Source organism: Lacticaseibacillus kribbianus (assembly GCF_020180945.1).
Lineage (GTDB): Bacteria > Bacillota > Bacilli > Lactobacillales > Lactobacillaceae > Lacticaseibacillus > Lacticaseibacillus kribbianus.
This window is the reverse complement of record NZ_JAIPUL010000001.1, coordinates 1208769-1225084: the sequence shown is the minus strand read 5'-3', so window position 1 is coordinate 1225084 and position 16316 is coordinate 1208769. Positions and strand designations below refer to the sequence as shown.

Below are 16316 nucleotides of genomic sequence, written 5' to 3'. Positions count from 1 at the left end.
TGAAAGACAGTATAACGGAACGCGGGGCCTGCCACAAGGCGACTTTGACATTTTGCTTGCGCGGGGGAGTGGTCTTTGATACAATCGATACGTTGTATTTGTCACCCCTCATCTGCAACCGCGCAACGCCGGGTTTCAAAGCTTAGCACCCGGCTTGGCGAGTCCTCAGGGGAATTAGCCTACGGGCAACAGGAGGTGCACAAGATGTACGCAATTATCAAAACTGGCGGCAAGCAGTACAAAGCTGAAGTCGGTTCGGCACTTTACGTCGAGAAGCTCGATGTTGAAGAAGGCGCAACGGTGACCTTCGATCAGGTTATCCTGGTCGCAGGTGAAGGCGATGCCAAGATCGGCACGCCGACCATCGACGGTGCAACGGTCACTGGTAAGGTTGAGAAGCAAGGGCGCGAAAAGAAGGTTGTTACCTACAAGTACAAGCCTAAGAAGCACAGCCACCAGAAGAAGGGCCACCGCCAGCCATACACGAAGGTCGTTATCGACGCGATCAACGCCTAACAGGGGTTGAACTCATGATCAAAGCGCAGTTTTTGCTCGCCAAGGACGGCACGATCCGCAAGCTCACGCTGAAGGGTCACGCCGACTCGGGGGAATACGGGCACGACATCGTGTGCGCCGCGGTTTCGGCCGTGACCATCGGTGCCGCCAACGGCATCGAGCACCTGACCGGGTTCGACCCGGTCACGGCGGTGGATGCAATCGAGGGGGGACACTTAACGGTGGCCATCCCGACGACCCTGTCCCCGGATGCCGCCCACACGGCGCAGATTCTTCTTGAGAGTCTGCGGTTTTCCTTGGGCCAGATTCAGGCGACCAGCGCGGACTATCTGAGCGTCACAACGAACCATATAACCTAATTCAACATTCGGAGGTGTACAGATTATGTTAAAGATGGACTTACAATTCTTCTCCCACCATAAGGGGGGCGGTTCCACTTCTAACGGGCGGAACTCTGCCGGTCGTCGTCTTGGTGCTAAGCGCGCCGACGGCCAGTTCGTACTGGCAGGCAACATCTTGTACCGCCAGCGCGGCACGAAGATCCACCCAGGGACCAACGTTGGTCGCGGCGGCGATGACACGCTGTTCGCAACGACGGACGGCATCGTGAAATTCGAACGTCTGGGTCGCGATCGCAAGCAAGTCTCCGTTTATCCAGTCGAAAAAGCTGAATAACACGAAAATGCCCCGGTCACGGGGCGTTTTTTTTGCCCGCGGCCGTGCTGCGGGCGCTCCTGCCGCTGCGGCGGCGTTGACCAATAACGATGAAGGGATGGATGAGCATGACGAATGACTTGCGACTCAAGCGGCTGCAGGCCAAGCTGGCCGAAGCGAACCTCGACGGCTTTCTGGTGACCGATGCGACCAACGTGACGTATTTGACCGGCTTCACCGGCGACGAAAGCGCGCTGTTGGTGAGCGCCACGCAGAGCTTTTTGATCACGGACTCGCGATTCACGACGCAGGTGCAGGCCGAGGTGACCAACAGCGAGCTGGTGCTACACACGGCGGGGCTGTTCGCCAAGGCCGGGGAGCTGGCCGTCGCCCACGGGCTGGCGCGCGTGGGCTTTGAGGCCGAGGTGCTGGTGTACGCCGACTTCAAGCGGCTGCCGGCGCCGACTGAGTGGCAGCCCACCCAGAACTTCGTGGCGACGCTGCGCGAGGTCAAGGATGACGCGGAGCTGGCCCTGATTCAAAAGGCGATCGAGATCGCCGAGGCGGGGTACGAACACGTGCTGGCGACCATTCAGCCCGGGATGACCGAGGCCGAGGTTGCGCTTGACCTGGACTTTTACATGCGCAAGCTCGGCGCATCCGGCACCTCCTTTGAGACCATCGTCGCAAGCGGCGCGCGCTCGGCGATGCCGCACGGCGCGGCCACAGCGAAGGTGATTGAGGAAGGCGACGTGGTCACGCTGGACTGGGGCTGCATCTACCAGGGCTACGTCTCGGACATCACGCGCACCTTTGCCGTCGGCGAGCCCGACGCGCGCATCAAGGCGATCTACCGCGTGGTCTACGCCTGCAACCAGGGTGTGGCCGAGCTGATGGCGCCGGGCGTCACAGGGCGGCAGATCAACGATTTCGCCCACGGCTTCATCGATGACGCAGGCTTTGGCCAGTACTTCGGCCACGGCACCGGGCACGGCATCGGCCTGTCGATTCACGAGGGGCCGGGCGCCTGGGGCGTCTACAACGCGGTGCCGCAGGTTCCAGGCAACGTCGAAACCGACGAGCCCGGCATCTACCTGCCGAACGTCGGCGGGGTGCGCATCGAAGACGACCTGTTGATTACCGAAACCGGGGCCAAGGTGTTGACCACCAAGGCGCCGGCGGAAATTCTCGTGGTGAAGGTGAAATAGTGGAAAAAAGTCGCAGCGGCCCGGACCTGAGCCAAAAGCTTGCGGTCAGTGAACGGGGACACCCATTATCGTGAGGCCGGCCGGCGGTTGCGCCGGTTGGGCAGTCTTGTTATAGTAAAGTGGAGTTTACAAACGATAATGGAGGAACCATAATGATTTCTGTAAATGATTTTAAGAACGGCTTGACCATCGAAGTGGATGGCGGTCTCTGGCGGATCGTCGAGTTCCAGCACGTTAAGCCGGGGAAGGGCTCTGCCTTCGTGCGTTCGACGCTGAAGAACCTGCGCACCGGCGCCGTGCAGGAGAAGACCTTCCGTTCCACCGAAAAAGTGGAGAAGGCGCAGATCAACACCAAGACCATGCAGTACCTGTACGCGGACGGCGACAACTACGTCTTCATGGACATGGAGACCTACGAGCAGCTGTCTCTGCCGGGCGACGAAATCCGCGAGGAGCTCAAGTACCTCAAGGAGAACATGGAGGTCAAGGTGATCATGCACGACCAGGAGACGCTGGGCGTCGAGGTGCCGAACACCGTTGACCTGGCCGTCACCGCCACCGAACCCGGCGTGCGCGGCAACACCAGCAGCGGCGGCTCCAAGCCTGCGACCATGGAAACCGGGCTGGTGGTTCAGGTGCCGTTCTTCATCAACGAAGGCGACGTTTTGACCATCAACACCCAGGACGGGACCTACATCTCGCGCGCCTAACCGACCGAACAACAATCGAGGAGGATGCCTAATGGCTGAAGAAACAAATATCATACTTGCGAACCGCACGGATGCTCAGGGGACAATCGAGATCGTCCCGGAAGTTTTGGAGGTTATCTTGGGCATCGCCGCGGTCGGCGTCGATGGCGTCTACCAGATGCGCGGCAGCCTGACCAGTTCGATCAACGAGTGGTTCGGCCGCGCCAACCACGGCAAGGGCGTGGCCCTGACCGTGGACGGCACGCACCTGACCGCGGACGTCTACGTGTACCTGGACTACGGGGTCTCCGTGCCCAAGGTCGCGCTGGACATGCAGCAGACCCTGCGCGAGCAGCTGCTGTACATGACGGATCTGACGCTGGACGCGGTGAACGTCCACGTGGTCGGGGTGGTGCCGGAAAAGGCCACGCCGGTCGATCCCGAGAACCTTTTTGCAGACGACGAAGAAACCGAGGATGACGACTAGATGCTAGGCAGACATGAATCACGGGAGGCGGCGTTCAAGGCGCTGTTCGCGCTTGCGGGCAACCCGGACGCCGACCGCCAGGCGGTGTACGCCGACGTGGTCCCGGAAGACGAGACCGCCTCGGCCTACATGATCACCTTGATCGACGGCGTGCTCGCCCACACGGCCGAGCTTGATGCGGCCATCGAAGGCAAGCTCAAGAAGGGCTGGTCGCTGTCTCGGCTGACCAAGCCGGACCTGATCGTCCTGCGCCTCGGCCTCTACGAGCTGCAGTTCGAGCCCGACTTGCCGGCCAAGGTGGCCGTCAACGAGGCCATCGAGCTGGCCAAGACTTACAGCGACGACCAGGCCGCCCGCTTCGTGAACGGCATCCTGGGTCATTTCGTGTCCGCGGCCCCAAAGGCCTGAGACCGCACCACCTGAGGGCCGTGACTTGTCACGGCCCTCGCTGTGTCTTCGTTCGGCTTTGAGCCTTTCTTAGCCCCGGGTGAGAGTCTCTTGAGGAATCGTGCGCCGCGCTTTACGAATCATCGCGTCGTCTTGTATGATGACACCACGGCTGCGTTCGGCCGCACCCACAAGACGGGGTCTGGCCCCAGAGACGGAGGAAGACAATGACAACAATCCTAGATGGTAAGCAAACCGCCAACGACCTGATGGTGACCCTCAAGGCGGAGGTGGCGCAGCTGATCGCGCGCGGGGTGACCCCGGGACTGGCCGTGGTGCTGGTCGGCGACGACCCGGCAAGCGCCATTTACGTCCGCAACAAGCAGCGCCGCGCCGAAAAACTCGGCATCCGCTCCGTCAAGCACACCCTGCCGGCGGACACCGACCAGGCGACGCTTTTGGCCACCATCGCGGCGCTGAACGCCGATGCCAGCATCGACGGCATCCTGGTGCAGCTGCCGCTGCCGCCGCAGATCGATGAGGCGGCGGTGATCGCCGCAATCGCGCCGGACAAGGACGTCGACGGCTTCCACGCCGTCAATGTCGGCCGCCTGTGGACCAACACCCCGGGGGTCGTGGCCTCGACGCCGCTTGGCATCATGGCGCTGCTCGACCACTACGGCATCGCCGTCGCCGGCAAGCACGCGGTGATCGTCGGCCGCTCCAACATCGTCGGGCGGCCGATGGCGGGGCTGTTGCTCAACCACGACGCGACCGTGACCATCACCCACAGCAAGACGCCCGACCTGTTCGCCCTGACGCGGCAGGCGGACCTGTTGGTGGTGGCGACCGGCCAGCCGGAGTTCATCACGGCAGACGCCGTGAAGCCGGGGGCCGTGGTGATCGACGTCGGCATGGACCGCAATGCCGCCGGCAAGCTGGTCGGCGACGTCGACTTCGCCTCGGTGGCGCCGGTTGCCGGCGCCATCACGCCGGTGCCGGGCGGCGTGGGCCCGATGACCATCGCCGCGTTGATGATGCAGACCGTAACCTTAGCCAAGAGGCGACTACAATGACTGAACCCGAGTACCTCAGCGTCAGCGACCTGACGACGTACCTGCGCCGCAAGTTCGACATGGACCCGTACCTGACGCGCGTTTTTCTGACCGGCGAGCTGAGCAACTTTCGCCTGCGCCCCGGTCACCAGTACTTCTCCCTGAAGGACGATGGGGCCAAGATCTCGGCCGTGATGTTCAAGGGGGCCTTCGCCAAGCTGAAGTTTCGCCCCGAGGAGGGGATGAAGGTGCGCGTGGTCGGCCACGTGACGCTGTACAACGCCTCGGGCCAGTACCAGATCGTGATCGAAAGCATGGAGCCGGACGGCGTCGGCGCGCTGTACCAGGCGCTTGAGCAGCTGAAGGCCAAGCTTGCCGCGGAGGGCCTGTTCGCCAAAAACCAGCGCCCGCTGGTGCGTTTTCCCAAGCGCGTGGCGGTGATCACCAGCCCCAGCGGTGCGGTGATCCAAGACATCCGCACCACCGTCGCGCGGCGCTACCCGATCCTGCAGCTCGTGTTGTACCCGGCCGTGGTGCAGGGGACGGCGGCGGCCGGTGACCTAGTGCGCCAGCTGAGGCGCGTGCGCGAGGCCGGCGATTACGACGCGCTGATCATCGGGCGCGGCGGCGGGTCGATCGAGGACCTGTGGCCGTTCAATGAGGAGGCCGTCGCGCGGGAGCTTGCGGCGATGCCGATGCCGGTGGTCAGCTCCGTCGGTCACGAAACCGATGTCACCATCACCGACTTCGTCGCCGACCACCGCGCGGCCACGCCGACCGCGGCCGCCGAACTGGTGACCCCGGTGCCCCTGGTCGACGCGCTGGCGCGCCTCGAGGAGGACCGGCTGCGCGTGGTCACCGCAACCAAGGCGCTTTTGGCCAACCAGGCCGCGCGGCTCGCGCGGGTGCAGGCCAGCGTCGTGATGACGCAGCCGACGCGGCTGTACGATCAGTACGTCCAGCAGCTCGACCAGCTGACTGGCCGGCTGACCAGCGGCATCCAGGCCGTCTTGGCCGACCGGCGTCACCGCCTGACGCTGGGCGAGAGCAAGCTGCAGCCCCAGGCCCTGGCCAGCCGGCTTGCGGCGCTCGATCAGCGCCTGGCCCAGGATCAGGTGCGGCTGGGGCTTGCGGCCAAGGCCCACACGGAGGCCAAGCGGGCCCAGCTCGCGCAGGCCGCCGGCGCCCTGGACCACCTGAGTCCGCTTAAGATCCTCGGGCGCGGCTACAGCTACGTCACGGACGAGTCCGGCACCATGTTGAAGACGCGGGCCGATTTTCACGCCGGTCAGCACGCAAACATCCACCTGGAAGACGGCATCGTGCCGGTGGTGGTTGAGGAAAGGAAGACCAACAATGGCTGAACCAACTTTTGAAGAGAACCTCGCGCGCCTGGAGCAGATCGTCGCCGGCCTCGAGCAGGGACAGGTGCCCTTGGAAGAGGCGATGGACCAGTTCAAGACCGGCGTCAAGCTGAGCCAGCAGCTGGAAAAAACGCTGAAAACCGCTGAGCAGACGGTGACCAAGATGGTCAAAGAGGACGGCACCCTGGTGGACTTTGCGCCGGAAGACCATGATTGAGCCCGAGACCCAGACCCTGCTCGCCCCGCTTGAGGCCACGATGACCCAGGCCCTCGACGCGGTGGCCAACACCCACCTGCAGGACGCGATGCGCTACTCCGTGATGGCGGGCGGCAAGCGGCTGCGGCCGCTGCTGCTCCTGGCGACCGTGGCCAGCTTCGACGGGCCGGTGCAGCAGGCACTGCCCGCCGCTGCAGGGCTTGAGTTCCTGCACACGTACTCGCTGATTCACGACGACCTGCCGGCGATGGACAACGACGACCTGCGCCGCGGCCGCGCGACCAGCCACAAGCGGTTCGGCACGGCGACGGCGATTCTCGCCGGCGACGCGCTGCAGGCCGAAGCCTTCGGGCTGGCGGCCCAAGTCGCCGCCCCGCCGGCCGTGGTGGTCGCCCTGGTGCAGACGCTGGCCCGGGCGGCCGGCGCCTCCGGCATGGTCGCCGGGCAGGTGCGCGACATGGACGGCGAGCACCACCGGCTGGACCTGGCCGCGCTGCGGCAACTGCAGGCGGAGAAAACCGGCGCGCTGATTGAGGCGGCGGTGCGCATGGGCGCGCTGATCGCTGGCGTCGGCGCGGCCGACCTGGCGGCGCTCGGCGACTTTGCCGCGGCGTTTGGCCTGGCCTTCCAGATCCAAGACGACATCAACGACGCGACCAAGACGGCCGCCGAGCTGGGCAAGACGCCCAACAAGGACGTGGCCGAGGGCAAGGCGACCTTCCCGAGCCTGCTTGGGCTTGACGGGGCGCGCGCGGCCCTGGCCGAGCAGGTCGCCGCCGCCCGTGCGGCGCTTGGCGGCCTCAGCCGGCCGGTGCCGCAGCTGAGCGCTTTTCTGACGTATTTCGAGTGAGGTAACTGTGAAAAAAGAACGAGTAGATGTGCTGCTGGTCGAGCAGGGATTGTTCCTGTCGCGCGAGCAGGCCAAGCGGGCCGTGATGGCCGGCGAGGTGTACGACCAAAACAACGAGCGCCTGGACAAGCCGGGCGTCAAGATTGACGGCGAGTCCGTCCTGCACGTCAAGGGCAAGGTGATGCCCTACGTCTCCCGCGGCGGCCTGAAGCTGGCCAAGGCGCTGGACGTGTTCGGCCTGGACCTGAGCGGCCTGACGGTGCTTGACATCGGCGCCTCGACCGGTGGCTTCACCGACGTGGCGCTGCAAAACGGCGCCAAGCTCAGCTACGCGCTGGACGTCGGCTACAACCAGCTGGCCTGGAAGCTGCGCGAGGACCCGCGCGTTGAGGTGATGGAGCGGGTGAACTTCCGCTACAGCAAGCCGGCCGACTTCACCAAGGGGCCAGTCGAGTTCGCGATGACGGATGTCTCCTTCATCTCGCTGAAGCTGATCCTGCCGCCCTTGCGCGCAATCCTGCAGCCCGGCGGCCACGCCGTCGCGTTGATTAAGCCGCAGTTCGAGGCCGGGCCGGCCAACGTCGGCAAGAAGGGCATCGTGCGCGACCCTGCCGTCCACAAGGCGGTGCTCGAGATGATCGTCAACTTCGCGCTTGAGGCCGGCTACAACGTGCTGGGGCTGGACTTCTCGCCGATCAAGGGCGGGGAGGGCAACATCGAGTTTTTGATTCACCTCCAAAACGCGCAGGTGCCGGGCGTTCAGGCCGAGACCGTCAGCGTGGCCGACACCCTGGCGCGCGCCTACGCGGAGCTGCGGCCTGGCCACTAGCACCAGCGGCTGCATATCTATTCATCAGTCTGGCGTAAATATGCAGAATGCGGTATGCTTTGATTAACATCGAAAGCAGGTGCGTCATGCAAAAAAGTGAACGTCAGGCCCACATCAGGCAATTAGTTGAAACCAGCGTCATCGAGCGGCAGGGCGAGTTCGTCGCCAAGCTCAAGGCCCTTGGCATTCCCGTGACCCAGGCGACCATCTCCCGCGACATCAAGGAGATGCAGCTGGTCAAGGTGCCGGAGCCAAGCGGTGCGTACCGCTACGCCCTGCCGCCGGAAAAGCAGCTGGCGCCCTTAGACAAGCTCCGACGCACGCTGGTCGGGGCCTTTGTGCGTGGCGATGCGATGGACCGCTTCGTGCACCTCGTGATGACGCCGGGCACCGCGCCCGCGGTCGGCAACCTGATCGACCAGCTGGAGGACGCGCGCGTGTTTGCGACCATCGCCGGCGATGCCGCAATTCTTGTGATCTGCCGCACGCCCGAAGCGGCGGCGGCCTTTTTGGCAGAACTCGAGGAAATGGTGGGATAATCCATGCTTCAGGAACTTGTGATTCACGACTTCGCGATCATCGAGACGCTTGAGCTCAGCTTCGCCGGCGGCATGACCACGCTGACCGGGGAGACCGGCGCCGGCAAGTCGATCATCATCGACGCCGTCAGCCTGCTGGCCGGGGGCCGCGGCAGCACCGACTTCGTGCGCACCGGCGCGGCCAAGGCGACGCTGCAGGGGCTGTTCGACGCGACCTCCAACCCGAAGACCGCGGCGGTGATGGCCGAGTACGGGCTCGCCCCGGACGACGGCACCGTGCTGTTGTCGCGCGACCTCTACGCGTCCGGGCGCAACCTCTGCCGGGTCAACGGCGAGCTGGTGAACACCGCCACGCTGCGCGCAATCGGCGAGACGCTGGTGGACATCCACGGCCAAAACGAGCACCAGCAGCTGATCCACCCGGAGACGCACCTGGGGCTGTTGGACCAGTTCGCCCAGGCCACGGTGCAGCCGCTTTTGGCCGCATACCGCACCGCTTTTGCCGCCTACCAAAAGGACCGCGCAGCGCTGGCCAAGAAGCAGCAAAACGAGCGCGAGTGGGCCCAGCGGCTGGACATGCTGCGCTTTCAGGTCAACGAGATTCAGTCCGCAAAGCTTGCCGCCGACGAGGAGGACAAGCTCTCGGCCGAGCGCGACCGCCTGGCCAACTACCAGCGCATCGTCGACGCTCTGAACGACGCCTACGCGGTGCTGAGCAACGAGGAGCAAAGCCCGCTGGATCAGGTGGCCGCCGCGATGACCGACATGCAGGGCATCGCCAAGCTCGACCCCGCCTTCGACGCGATCAGCCAGGGCATCGCCTCCGCGTATTACGCGCTGACCGACGCGCAGGGCGACCTGTCGCGCCAGCTCGACCAGCTGGAGTGGGACGAGGGGCGCCTGGACGCCGTGGAGAACCGGCTGGACCTGATTGCGCAGCTGGAGCGCAAGTACGGCGCCACCCCGGCAGCCGTGATCGCGTACGGCGACAAGGCCGCGGCGGAGCTTGCCGCGATGGAGGCCACCGAGGCCGACGCCGAGGGACTGGACCAGCGCGTCGCCGCGCAGCACGCCGCGCTTCTCGCGCAGGCCACCAAGCTGACGGCGGCGCGCAAGGCGGCGGCCAAGCAGCTGGTCACCGCGATTCACGAGCAGCTTGCGGCGCTGTACATGGCCAAGACCGTGTTCTCCGTGCACTTTGGCGCCGCCGACACGCTGCACGAGTTCGGGGCGGATGCGGTCGAGTTTTACATCCAGACCAACCCGGGCGAAAGCGCCAAGCCGCTGGCCAAGATTGCCAGCGGCGGTGAGCTGTCGCGCATCATGCTGGCGCTCAAGACCATTTTTGCCAAAAGCGACGGCGTCACCAGCATCATCTTCGACGAGGTCGACACCGGCGTCTCCGGGCGCGTGGCGCAGGCCATCGCCAACAAGATCAGCCAGATCGCCATGCACAGCCAGGTGCTGTGCATCAGCCACCTGCCGCAGGTCGCTGCGATGGCCGACCACCAGTACGTGATTCAAAAGGCGGTGGCGGGCGGCCGCACCAGCACGACGGTCCAGAAGCTCGACCACGCCGCGCGGGTGCAGGAGATTGCTCGGATGCTGGCGGGCGAGGAGGTCACGCACCTGGCCGTGGCGCACGCGACGGAGCTGCTCGACCTCGCCAACAAGACCAAGGCCGGGCTGCGCGGCGAGTAGGCGCGACCTAGCGCCAGACATTTGAAGGCTTGGAACCGCCGCGGGCGGTTCCTTTTTTTACGTCAAGGAGCGGTTGCCCGCGCCCGCCTCGGGTTTTCTGGGGGAGTTAGTCCAGACCGTGGCGACGCAAAGAAGCACCGAGTCAGGCAGTCTGACTCGGTGCTTCGACGTGAAGGGGTGGGATTAGACCCGCTTGAGGTAGCGCAGTGCGGCCAGCGGGGCGACACGCACGACGTTGCTGCGGTATGCTTGAATCAGGAGGCGGTCCTGGCCCAGTCGGTGCGCCACGTGGCCGACCAGCGGCTGGTCTTCGCCCGCAAAGTACACGGCGACAAGGTAGTGGCGGGCCTGGGCCTGGTCGGCGAACAGCTTCAGCTGGCTTTGCGGCATCGCGGCCGCCGGGGTGCTGAGGTCGAAGAGATCGCGGGCGCGGTTGACCAGGGTCAGCGTGACCGTTTGAAGCCTGCTTGCTTTGTTTTCCATTGTGATGGCCTCCGAACGTTTGTTTGTGACTTCATTATACGAACAGACGTTCCGAAAGGCAAGCGCCTGGCACAAAAAAATTTTCTCAGGGGAGGGACAACGATGGTGATGGCAATCGTGCTCGGCGGCGGGGGCAGTCGCGGGGCCTATCAGGCCGGTGTGCTGGCCGAACTGCTCGAAGGCGGGGTGCGGCCGCGCTTCGTCATCGGCACCTCGATCGGCGCCGTCAACGCGCTGGGGACCACCAGGCTGACCGGTGCGGCGCTCGCCGCCTGGTGGGCGCGGCCGCTGCCAGCGGCCCTGCCGCACCGACTGCTGGCCCGCGAGCTGGCGGCCCTTGCGGCGCTGCCCGTGGTTCGGCCGTGGCCGGCGCTGGCCGTTGCCTGCGACCTCAGGGCCCGGCACCCGCACGTCGCGGACGTCACCGTGCGGCCCGACTTCATCCAGGCCTCCGCCGCGCTGCCGGGGCTGATGCCGCCGGTGCGCTGGCAGGGGCGATGGTACGCGGACGGCGGGCTGGTCGACGACCTGCCGGTGGATCTGGCGTACGCGCTGGGGGCCACGCAGGTGCTGGCGATTCACGCCAGTGGGCTGGGTCCGGTGCCGGCGCGGGCGGCGACGCTGCGGCTGGATGCGCCGCGGCTGGCGGGCCTGGCGGATTTTTCCCTCGGCCACCGGCGCCGGCTGCTGGCGCAGGGACGCAAGGACGGTGCACAGACCCTTGATATTTGGCGGCAAAAAACGCATAATAGTCCTAATACAGTGAATGAAAGAGGTTAGAGCATGCATGAACGGGGAATGCTGATCGTGCTGTCGGGTCCGTCCGGGGTCGGCAAGGGGACGGTTCGGCAAGCCATGCTGGAAGGTGACTACCGGGATTTTCAGTACTCGGTCTCAATGACGACGCGCAACATGCGCCCAGGTGAGCAGGATGGGGTGGACTACTACTTCCGCACCAAGGCCCAGTTCGAGCAGGAAATCGCGGACGGCCAGATGCTCGAGTACGCCAAGTACGTCGACAACTACTACGGCACGCCGCTGAAGTACGTGAACCAGACGCTGGATTCGGGCCGCGACGTGCTGCTCGAAATCGAGGTCAAGGGCGCGATGCAGGTGCGCGAGAAGTGCCCCGACGGCGTGTTCATCTTCCTCACCCCGCCCGACCTGGTCGAGCTCAAGAACCGCCTGACCGGGCGCGGCACCGACTCGGCCGAGGTGATCGAAAAACGCATCACCCAGGCCCGAGAAGAGATCCAGATGATGGCCAACTACGACTACGCGGTGGTCAACGACGAGGTGCCAAAGGCCGTCCAGCGCATCGAGCGCATCATCGAAAGCGAGCACCTGCGCGTGCCGCGCGTGATCGATCGCTACAAGAACATGGTCAACTGACGCAGCCATTGCGGCCAAAAGGAGAAACTCATGATTATTTACCCATCCATCGATAAGTTGCTGGCCAAGGTGCCGTCCCGCTACTCGCTTGCCGTGCTTGCGGCCAAGCGGGCCCACGAGCTCGAGACGCCGGGCAGCATCCGCATGCTGACGAGCTACCGGTCGCTCAAAACCGTCGGCCAGGCGCTTGAAGAGGTCGCAGCCGGTGACGTGATCATCGACCCGGACTCCAAGCTCTTGGAGCGCGACGCGGAGAAGCTCGACCACGAGGCGTAGTGATTTGGCAACGGTCAATCCGATGGGGTTGGCCGTTGTTTGCGTTAAGGGCCAAAAATTTTTGGTATAATGAACCCAGACTGTGACTGGAGGGGTAGAGATGACCAAACACATTGGCGTGTTCGTGACCGGCGGCATCGCCGCCTACAAGGTGCCGGGCATCGTGCGGGACCTGATTCGCGCGGGGCACGAGGTGAGAGTTGCGATGACGGCCAGCGCCGCGACCTTCGTGACCGAATCCACGCTGGCCACCGTCAGTCAGCACCCGGTGCTGACCGACGCCGCCGAGCTCGCCGCCCCTGAGCAGGTCGGCCACGTCGCGCTGGCCCGCTGGTGCGACCTAGCCGTGGTGGTGCCGGCGACAGCCAACACGCTGGCCAAGCTTGCGTGCGGGCTGGCCGACAACGTGGTGACCACGACGCTTTTGGCCTTCAACGGCCCCAAGCTCCTGGTGCCCGCAATGAACGACGGCATGTGGCGCAACCCGCAGACCCAGGCCAACGTGGCGCACCTCAAGGATTGGGGCTTTCACGTGCTGCAGCCGGCCACCGGCTTTTTGGCCGAGGGTCACTCGGGCGTCGGGCGCATGCCCGACCCCGCGGTGATTGCCGCGTTCATCGCCACCGTGCAGGATGAGGCCTTTCTGGCCGGCCGGCGTGTGCTGGTGACCGCCGGCGGCACCCGCGAGCGGCTGGATCCGGTGCGCTACATGACCAACGACTCCAGCGGCAAAATGGGCACAGCGCTGGCCAACGTCGCCGCGGCCGCCGGCGCCACGGTGACCCTGGTGACCACCGCGACGTTACCGGTGCTGCCCGAAGTGGCGGTGGTCCCCGTGGTGAGCGCCGAAGAGATGGCGACCGCGGTGCTTGGCGCCTTTGCCCAGACCGACGTGGCGATCATGGCCGCGGCGGTCAGCGACTACCGGCCGAAGCAGGCGGCCGACGCGAAGCTCAAGAAGAACGGCCCGGCCGGCCTGACGCTGGCGCTTGCGCAGACCCAAGACATCCTCAAGACCCTGGGTGAGCGGCGCACCCACCAGTTCGTGGTGGGCTTTGCGGCCGAGACGGACCACCTGCTGGCCCACGCGCAGGCCAAGCTGCTTGCCAAGGGGGCAGACCTCCTGGTGGCCAACCAGGTCGGCGGCGGGCGCGGCTTCAACGCAGACGACAATGCCGTCACGCTGCTGGCGCCGGGCCAACAACCGGAGCCGCTGCCGGCGGCCGCCAAGGTTGAGGTGGCCGCGGCGATTCTGCGCCGCATCGAGGCCAGCCTGTGACGGCGGTGGCCAAGGTCGTCGTCGACGTGCCGACCATGCAGACGGACCGGCCCTTCGACTACGCGATTCCGGCGACGCTTGAAGGCGCCATCCAGCCCGGCATGCGGGTGTGGGTTGGATTTGGCCGCGGCCAGCGCCAGGTCGCCGGCATGGTGGTGGGCGTCGAGTCAACGAGCGCCTTCGCCGGCGACCTCAAGCCGATCCTGGCGGTGCTGGACTACGCGCCGGTGCTCAGCCAGGCGGGGCTTGCCCTCTCCAAGTGGCTGGCCGACACCACCTTCGCCTTTTGGATCACCTGCATCCAGACCATGCTGCCGACGATGCTGAAGGTGGACACGGTCAAGACCGTGACGCTGGGGACGCACCCGACCCAAGAGGCCCAAGCCCTGCTGGCCGGCGCCTCAAGCGTGCCGGTCGCCGACCTGCCCGAGGCCGCCGTCGCGCGGCTGGTGCAGCAGAACGCGCTGAGCCTGCGCTACGAGGCCAAGGACCGCGCCAAGGTCAAGACGGCCGATTACGTGGTGCCCGCTGACTTGGACTTTGCAGCGGAGGCCGCAAAACTGCGGGCCAACGCGGCCAAGCAGCGCGAACTCCTCACGCTGTTGGCCCACTGGCGGGAAAACGGGGAGGAGCCCGCAGTGGCCAGCATTCAGGCGGTCACCCGCCCGCAGCTGGTCGCCGCCGCCAAGCGCGGCTGGCTGACGCTTGAGGCGCGCGAGGTCTACCGCGCCCCCTACGAGCTGCTGGATCACCAGGCGCACACCAAGCCACTGGCCCTGACGCCGGAGCAGGCGCAGGTGACTTCGACCATCACGGCCGCCGTGACGGCGCAGCAGGCGTCAACCTTCCTGCTGGAGGGCGTGACGGGCTCGGGCAAAACCGAGGTCTACCTGCAGGTGATGGCCGCCGCACTTGCGGCCGGGCGCACGGCGATGATGCTGGTGCCCGAGATCGCGCTGACGCCGCAGATGGTGCGGCGCGTCAAGGGCCGCTTCGGTGCGGCGGTCGCGGTGATGCACAGCGGGCTGTCGGACGGTGAGAAGTTCGACGAGTGGCGCCGAATTCAGCGCGGTGAGGCCCAGGTGGTCGTCGGCGCGCGCAGCGCCGCCTTCGCACCGCTGCAAAACATCGGCGTGTTCATCATCGACGAGGAGCACGAGTCCAGCTACAAGCAAGACGATGCACCGCGCTACCACGCCCGCGACGTGATTCTGCACCGCGCTGCCGAGGCTCACGCGCCGGTGGTGCTGGGTTCGGCCACGCCGAGCCTGGAGTCGCGGGCCCGCGCGGCCAAAAACGTGTACCAGCGTCTGGTGCTGCCGCACCGCATCAACCAGCACCCGCTGCCGCCGGTGCACATTGTGGACATGCGCCAGGCCTACCAGCAGGGCGGGCAGGGGGATTTTTCCAAGCCCCTGCTCGACGCGCTGCAGCTGCGGCTTGAGCGCCACGAGCAAAGCGTGCTGATGCTCAACCGCCGCGGCTACTCGAGCTTCGTGATGTGCCGCGAGTGCGGCTTCGTCGTGCAGTGCCCCAACTGCGACATCAGCCTGACGCTGCACATGGACAGCCACTCGCTGCGCTGCCACTACTGCGGCCACGAGGAGCCGATTCCCACCCGCTGCCCGAGCTGCGGATCCAAGAAGATTCGCTACTACGGCACCGGCACCCAAAAGGTTGAGCAGGCGCTTCACGAGCTTTTGCCGACCGCGCGGGTGCTGCGCATGGACGTGGACACCACGCGGCGCAAGGGCGGCCACGAACGCATCCTGAACGCCTTTGGGGCCGGGCAGGCCGACATCCTGCTGGGCACGCAGATGATCGCCAAGGGGCTGGACTTTCCGAACGTCACGCTGGTCGGTGTGATCAACGCGGACAACGGGCTGTCCATGCCGGACTTCCGCGCCGCCGAGCGCACCTTCCAGCTGCTGACCCAGGTGGCCGGCCGCGCGGGGCGCGCCAACAAGGCCGGGGAGGTGGTCATTCAGACCTTCAACCCGGACCATTACGCGATTCAGTTCGCCCAAAACCACGATTACGAGGGCTTTTTCGCCCAGGAGATGGCGATTCGCCACCGCGGCGACTACCCACCGTACTACTACACTATCAAGCTGACCGTCAGCCACCCCGACGAGAGCCAGGCGGCCAAGGCCATCTACAGCATGAGCCGGGAGCTGACCGCGGCGTTGTCGCCGGCCGCCATTGTGCTGGGCCCGTCGCCCAGCGCAATCGCGCGCCTGAAGAACCGCTACTTCTACCAGCTGGTGGTCAAGTACAAGCGCGAGCCCAAGCTGGACGAGACGCTGACGCGGCTTTTGGACGAGACGCAAAAAAGCACGCGCGACGGCTTCTTCGTCGCCATCGACCGCGAGCCGCAGAGCTTCCTGTAG

20 protein-coding genes and 1 other annotated feature are annotated in these 16316 nt (G+C 65.5%); of the genes, 19 read left to right on the top strand and 1 reads right to left on the bottom strand.

Annotated elements, in window-relative coordinates; translation table 11 throughout:
• Positions 1-106 precede the first annotated feature (106 nt).
• Positions 107-176 (top strand) — a sequence feature (ribosomal protein L21 leader region).
• A gap of 28 nt (positions 177-204) precedes the next feature.
• From rplU to recN, 14 genes are all read left to right on the top strand, one after another.
• A complete protein-coding gene (gene rplU, locus LE416_RS05905; protein ID WP_225047543.1) occupies positions 205-516 on the top strand; it encodes a 50S ribosomal protein L21 in 312 nt (103 codons plus the stop codon).
• Between the two features lie 14 nt (positions 517-530).
• Entirely contained in the window at positions 531-875 is a 345-nt protein-coding gene (locus LE416_RS05900) for a ribosomal-processing cysteine protease Prp (RefSeq protein ID WP_225047542.1), read from the top strand.
• Positions 876-900: 25 nt separating this feature from the next.
• Positions 901-1191 (top strand): 50S ribosomal protein L27, encoded by a 291-nt coding sequence (rpmA, locus tag LE416_RS05895; protein WP_225047541.1) that lies wholly within the window; start codon positions 901-903, stop codon positions 1189-1191.
• Between the two features lie 107 nt (positions 1192-1298).
• Positions 1299-2378, top strand: coding sequence for a M24 family metallopeptidase (locus LE416_RS05890; RefSeq protein ID WP_225047844.1), 1080 nt, complete (start codon positions 1299-1301; stop codon positions 2376-2378).
• A 152-nt stretch (positions 2379-2530) separates the two neighbouring features.
• A complete protein-coding gene (gene efp, locus LE416_RS05885) occupies positions 2531-3088 on the top strand; it encodes an elongation factor P (protein ID WP_225047540.1) in 558 nt (185 codons plus the stop codon).
• 31 nt (positions 3089-3119) lie between these two features.
• Complete coding sequence (locus LE416_RS05880; protein WP_225047539.1) at positions 3120-3554, top strand: Asp23/Gls24 family envelope stress response protein; 435 nt, start codon at positions 3120-3122, stop codon at positions 3552-3554.
• Positions 3555-3962 (top strand): transcription antitermination factor NusB, encoded by a 408-nt coding sequence (nusB, locus tag LE416_RS05875; protein WP_225047538.1) that lies wholly within the window; start codon positions 3555-3557, stop codon positions 3960-3962.
• Positions 3963-4168: 206 nt separating this feature from the next.
• On the top strand, positions 4169-5017 hold the full coding sequence (folD, locus tag LE416_RS05870; RefSeq protein ID WP_225047537.1) for a bifunctional methylenetetrahydrofolate dehydrogenase/methenyltetrahydrofolate cyclohydrolase FolD: 849 nt from the start codon (positions 4169-4171) through the stop codon (positions 5015-5017).
• Complete coding sequence (xseA, locus tag LE416_RS05865; protein ID WP_225047536.1) at positions 5014-6360, top strand: exodeoxyribonuclease VII large subunit; 1347 nt, start codon at positions 5014-5016, stop codon at positions 6358-6360. Before folD ends, xseA begins: the two co-directional genes overlap by 4 nt.
• Entirely contained in the window at positions 6353-6577 is a 225-nt protein-coding gene (locus LE416_RS05860) for an exodeoxyribonuclease VII small subunit (protein WP_225047535.1), read from the top strand. The genes xseA and LE416_RS05860 overlap by 8 nt, the downstream gene beginning before the upstream one ends.
• Positions 6570-7427: a polyprenyl synthetase family protein gene (locus tag LE416_RS05855; RefSeq protein WP_420844371.1), complete on the top strand. Its 858-nt coding sequence runs from the start codon at positions 6570-6572 to the stop codon at positions 7425-7427. The genes LE416_RS05860 and LE416_RS05855 overlap by 8 nt, the downstream gene beginning before the upstream one ends.
• 7 nt (positions 7428-7434) lie before the next feature.
• On the top strand, positions 7435-8256 hold the full coding sequence (locus LE416_RS05850; RefSeq protein WP_225047534.1) for a TlyA family RNA methyltransferase: 822 nt from the start codon (positions 7435-7437) through the stop codon (positions 8254-8256).
• Between the two features lie 86 nt (positions 8257-8342).
• Complete coding sequence (locus LE416_RS05845) at positions 8343-8795, top strand: arginine repressor (protein WP_225047533.1); 453 nt, start codon at positions 8343-8345, stop codon at positions 8793-8795.
• A 3-nt stretch (positions 8796-8798) separates the two neighbouring features.
• Entirely contained in the window at positions 8799-10496 is a 1698-nt protein-coding gene (gene recN / locus LE416_RS05840; protein WP_225047532.1) for a DNA repair protein RecN, read from the top strand.
• Between the two features lie 183 nt (positions 10497-10679).
• On the opposite strand, the gene LE416_RS05835 is transcribed toward recN, so the two are convergent.
• Positions 10680-10979, bottom strand: a complete 300-nt coding sequence (locus tag LE416_RS05835; protein ID WP_225047531.1) for a hypothetical protein — start codon at positions 10977-10979, stop codon at positions 10680-10682.
• A 102-nt stretch (positions 10980-11081) separates the two neighbouring features.
• Between LE416_RS05835 and LE416_RS05830 the strand changes: the two genes are divergently transcribed.
• The 5 genes from LE416_RS05830 to priA all read left to right on the top strand — a co-directional run bounded on the left by LE416_RS05830 (position 11082) and on the right by priA (position 16316).
• Positions 11082-11759 (top strand): patatin-like phospholipase family protein, encoded by a 678-nt coding sequence (locus LE416_RS05830; RefSeq protein ID WP_225047530.1) that lies wholly within the window; start codon positions 11082-11084, stop codon positions 11757-11759.
• A 3-nt stretch (positions 11760-11762) separates the two neighbouring features.
• The gene (gmk, locus tag LE416_RS05825; protein ID WP_225047529.1) at positions 11763-12371 is read left to right on the top strand and encodes a guanylate kinase; all 609 of its coding nucleotides are present in this window, start codon (positions 11763-11765) and stop codon (positions 12369-12371) included.
• Between the two features lie 30 nt (positions 12372-12401).
• On the top strand, positions 12402-12647 hold the full coding sequence (rpoZ, locus tag LE416_RS05820; RefSeq protein ID WP_225047528.1) for a DNA-directed RNA polymerase subunit omega: 246 nt from the start codon (positions 12402-12404) through the stop codon (positions 12645-12647).
• 100 nt (positions 12648-12747) lie between these two features.
• Complete coding sequence (coaBC, locus tag LE416_RS05815) at positions 12748-13926, top strand: bifunctional phosphopantothenoylcysteine decarboxylase/phosphopantothenate--cysteine ligase CoaBC (RefSeq protein WP_225047527.1); 1179 nt, start codon at positions 12748-12750, stop codon at positions 13924-13926.
• Positions 13923-16316: a primosomal protein N' gene (priA, locus tag LE416_RS05810; protein WP_225047526.1), complete on the top strand. Its 2394-nt coding sequence runs from the start codon at positions 13923-13925 to the stop codon at positions 16314-16316. The genes coaBC and priA overlap by 4 nt, the downstream gene beginning before the upstream one ends.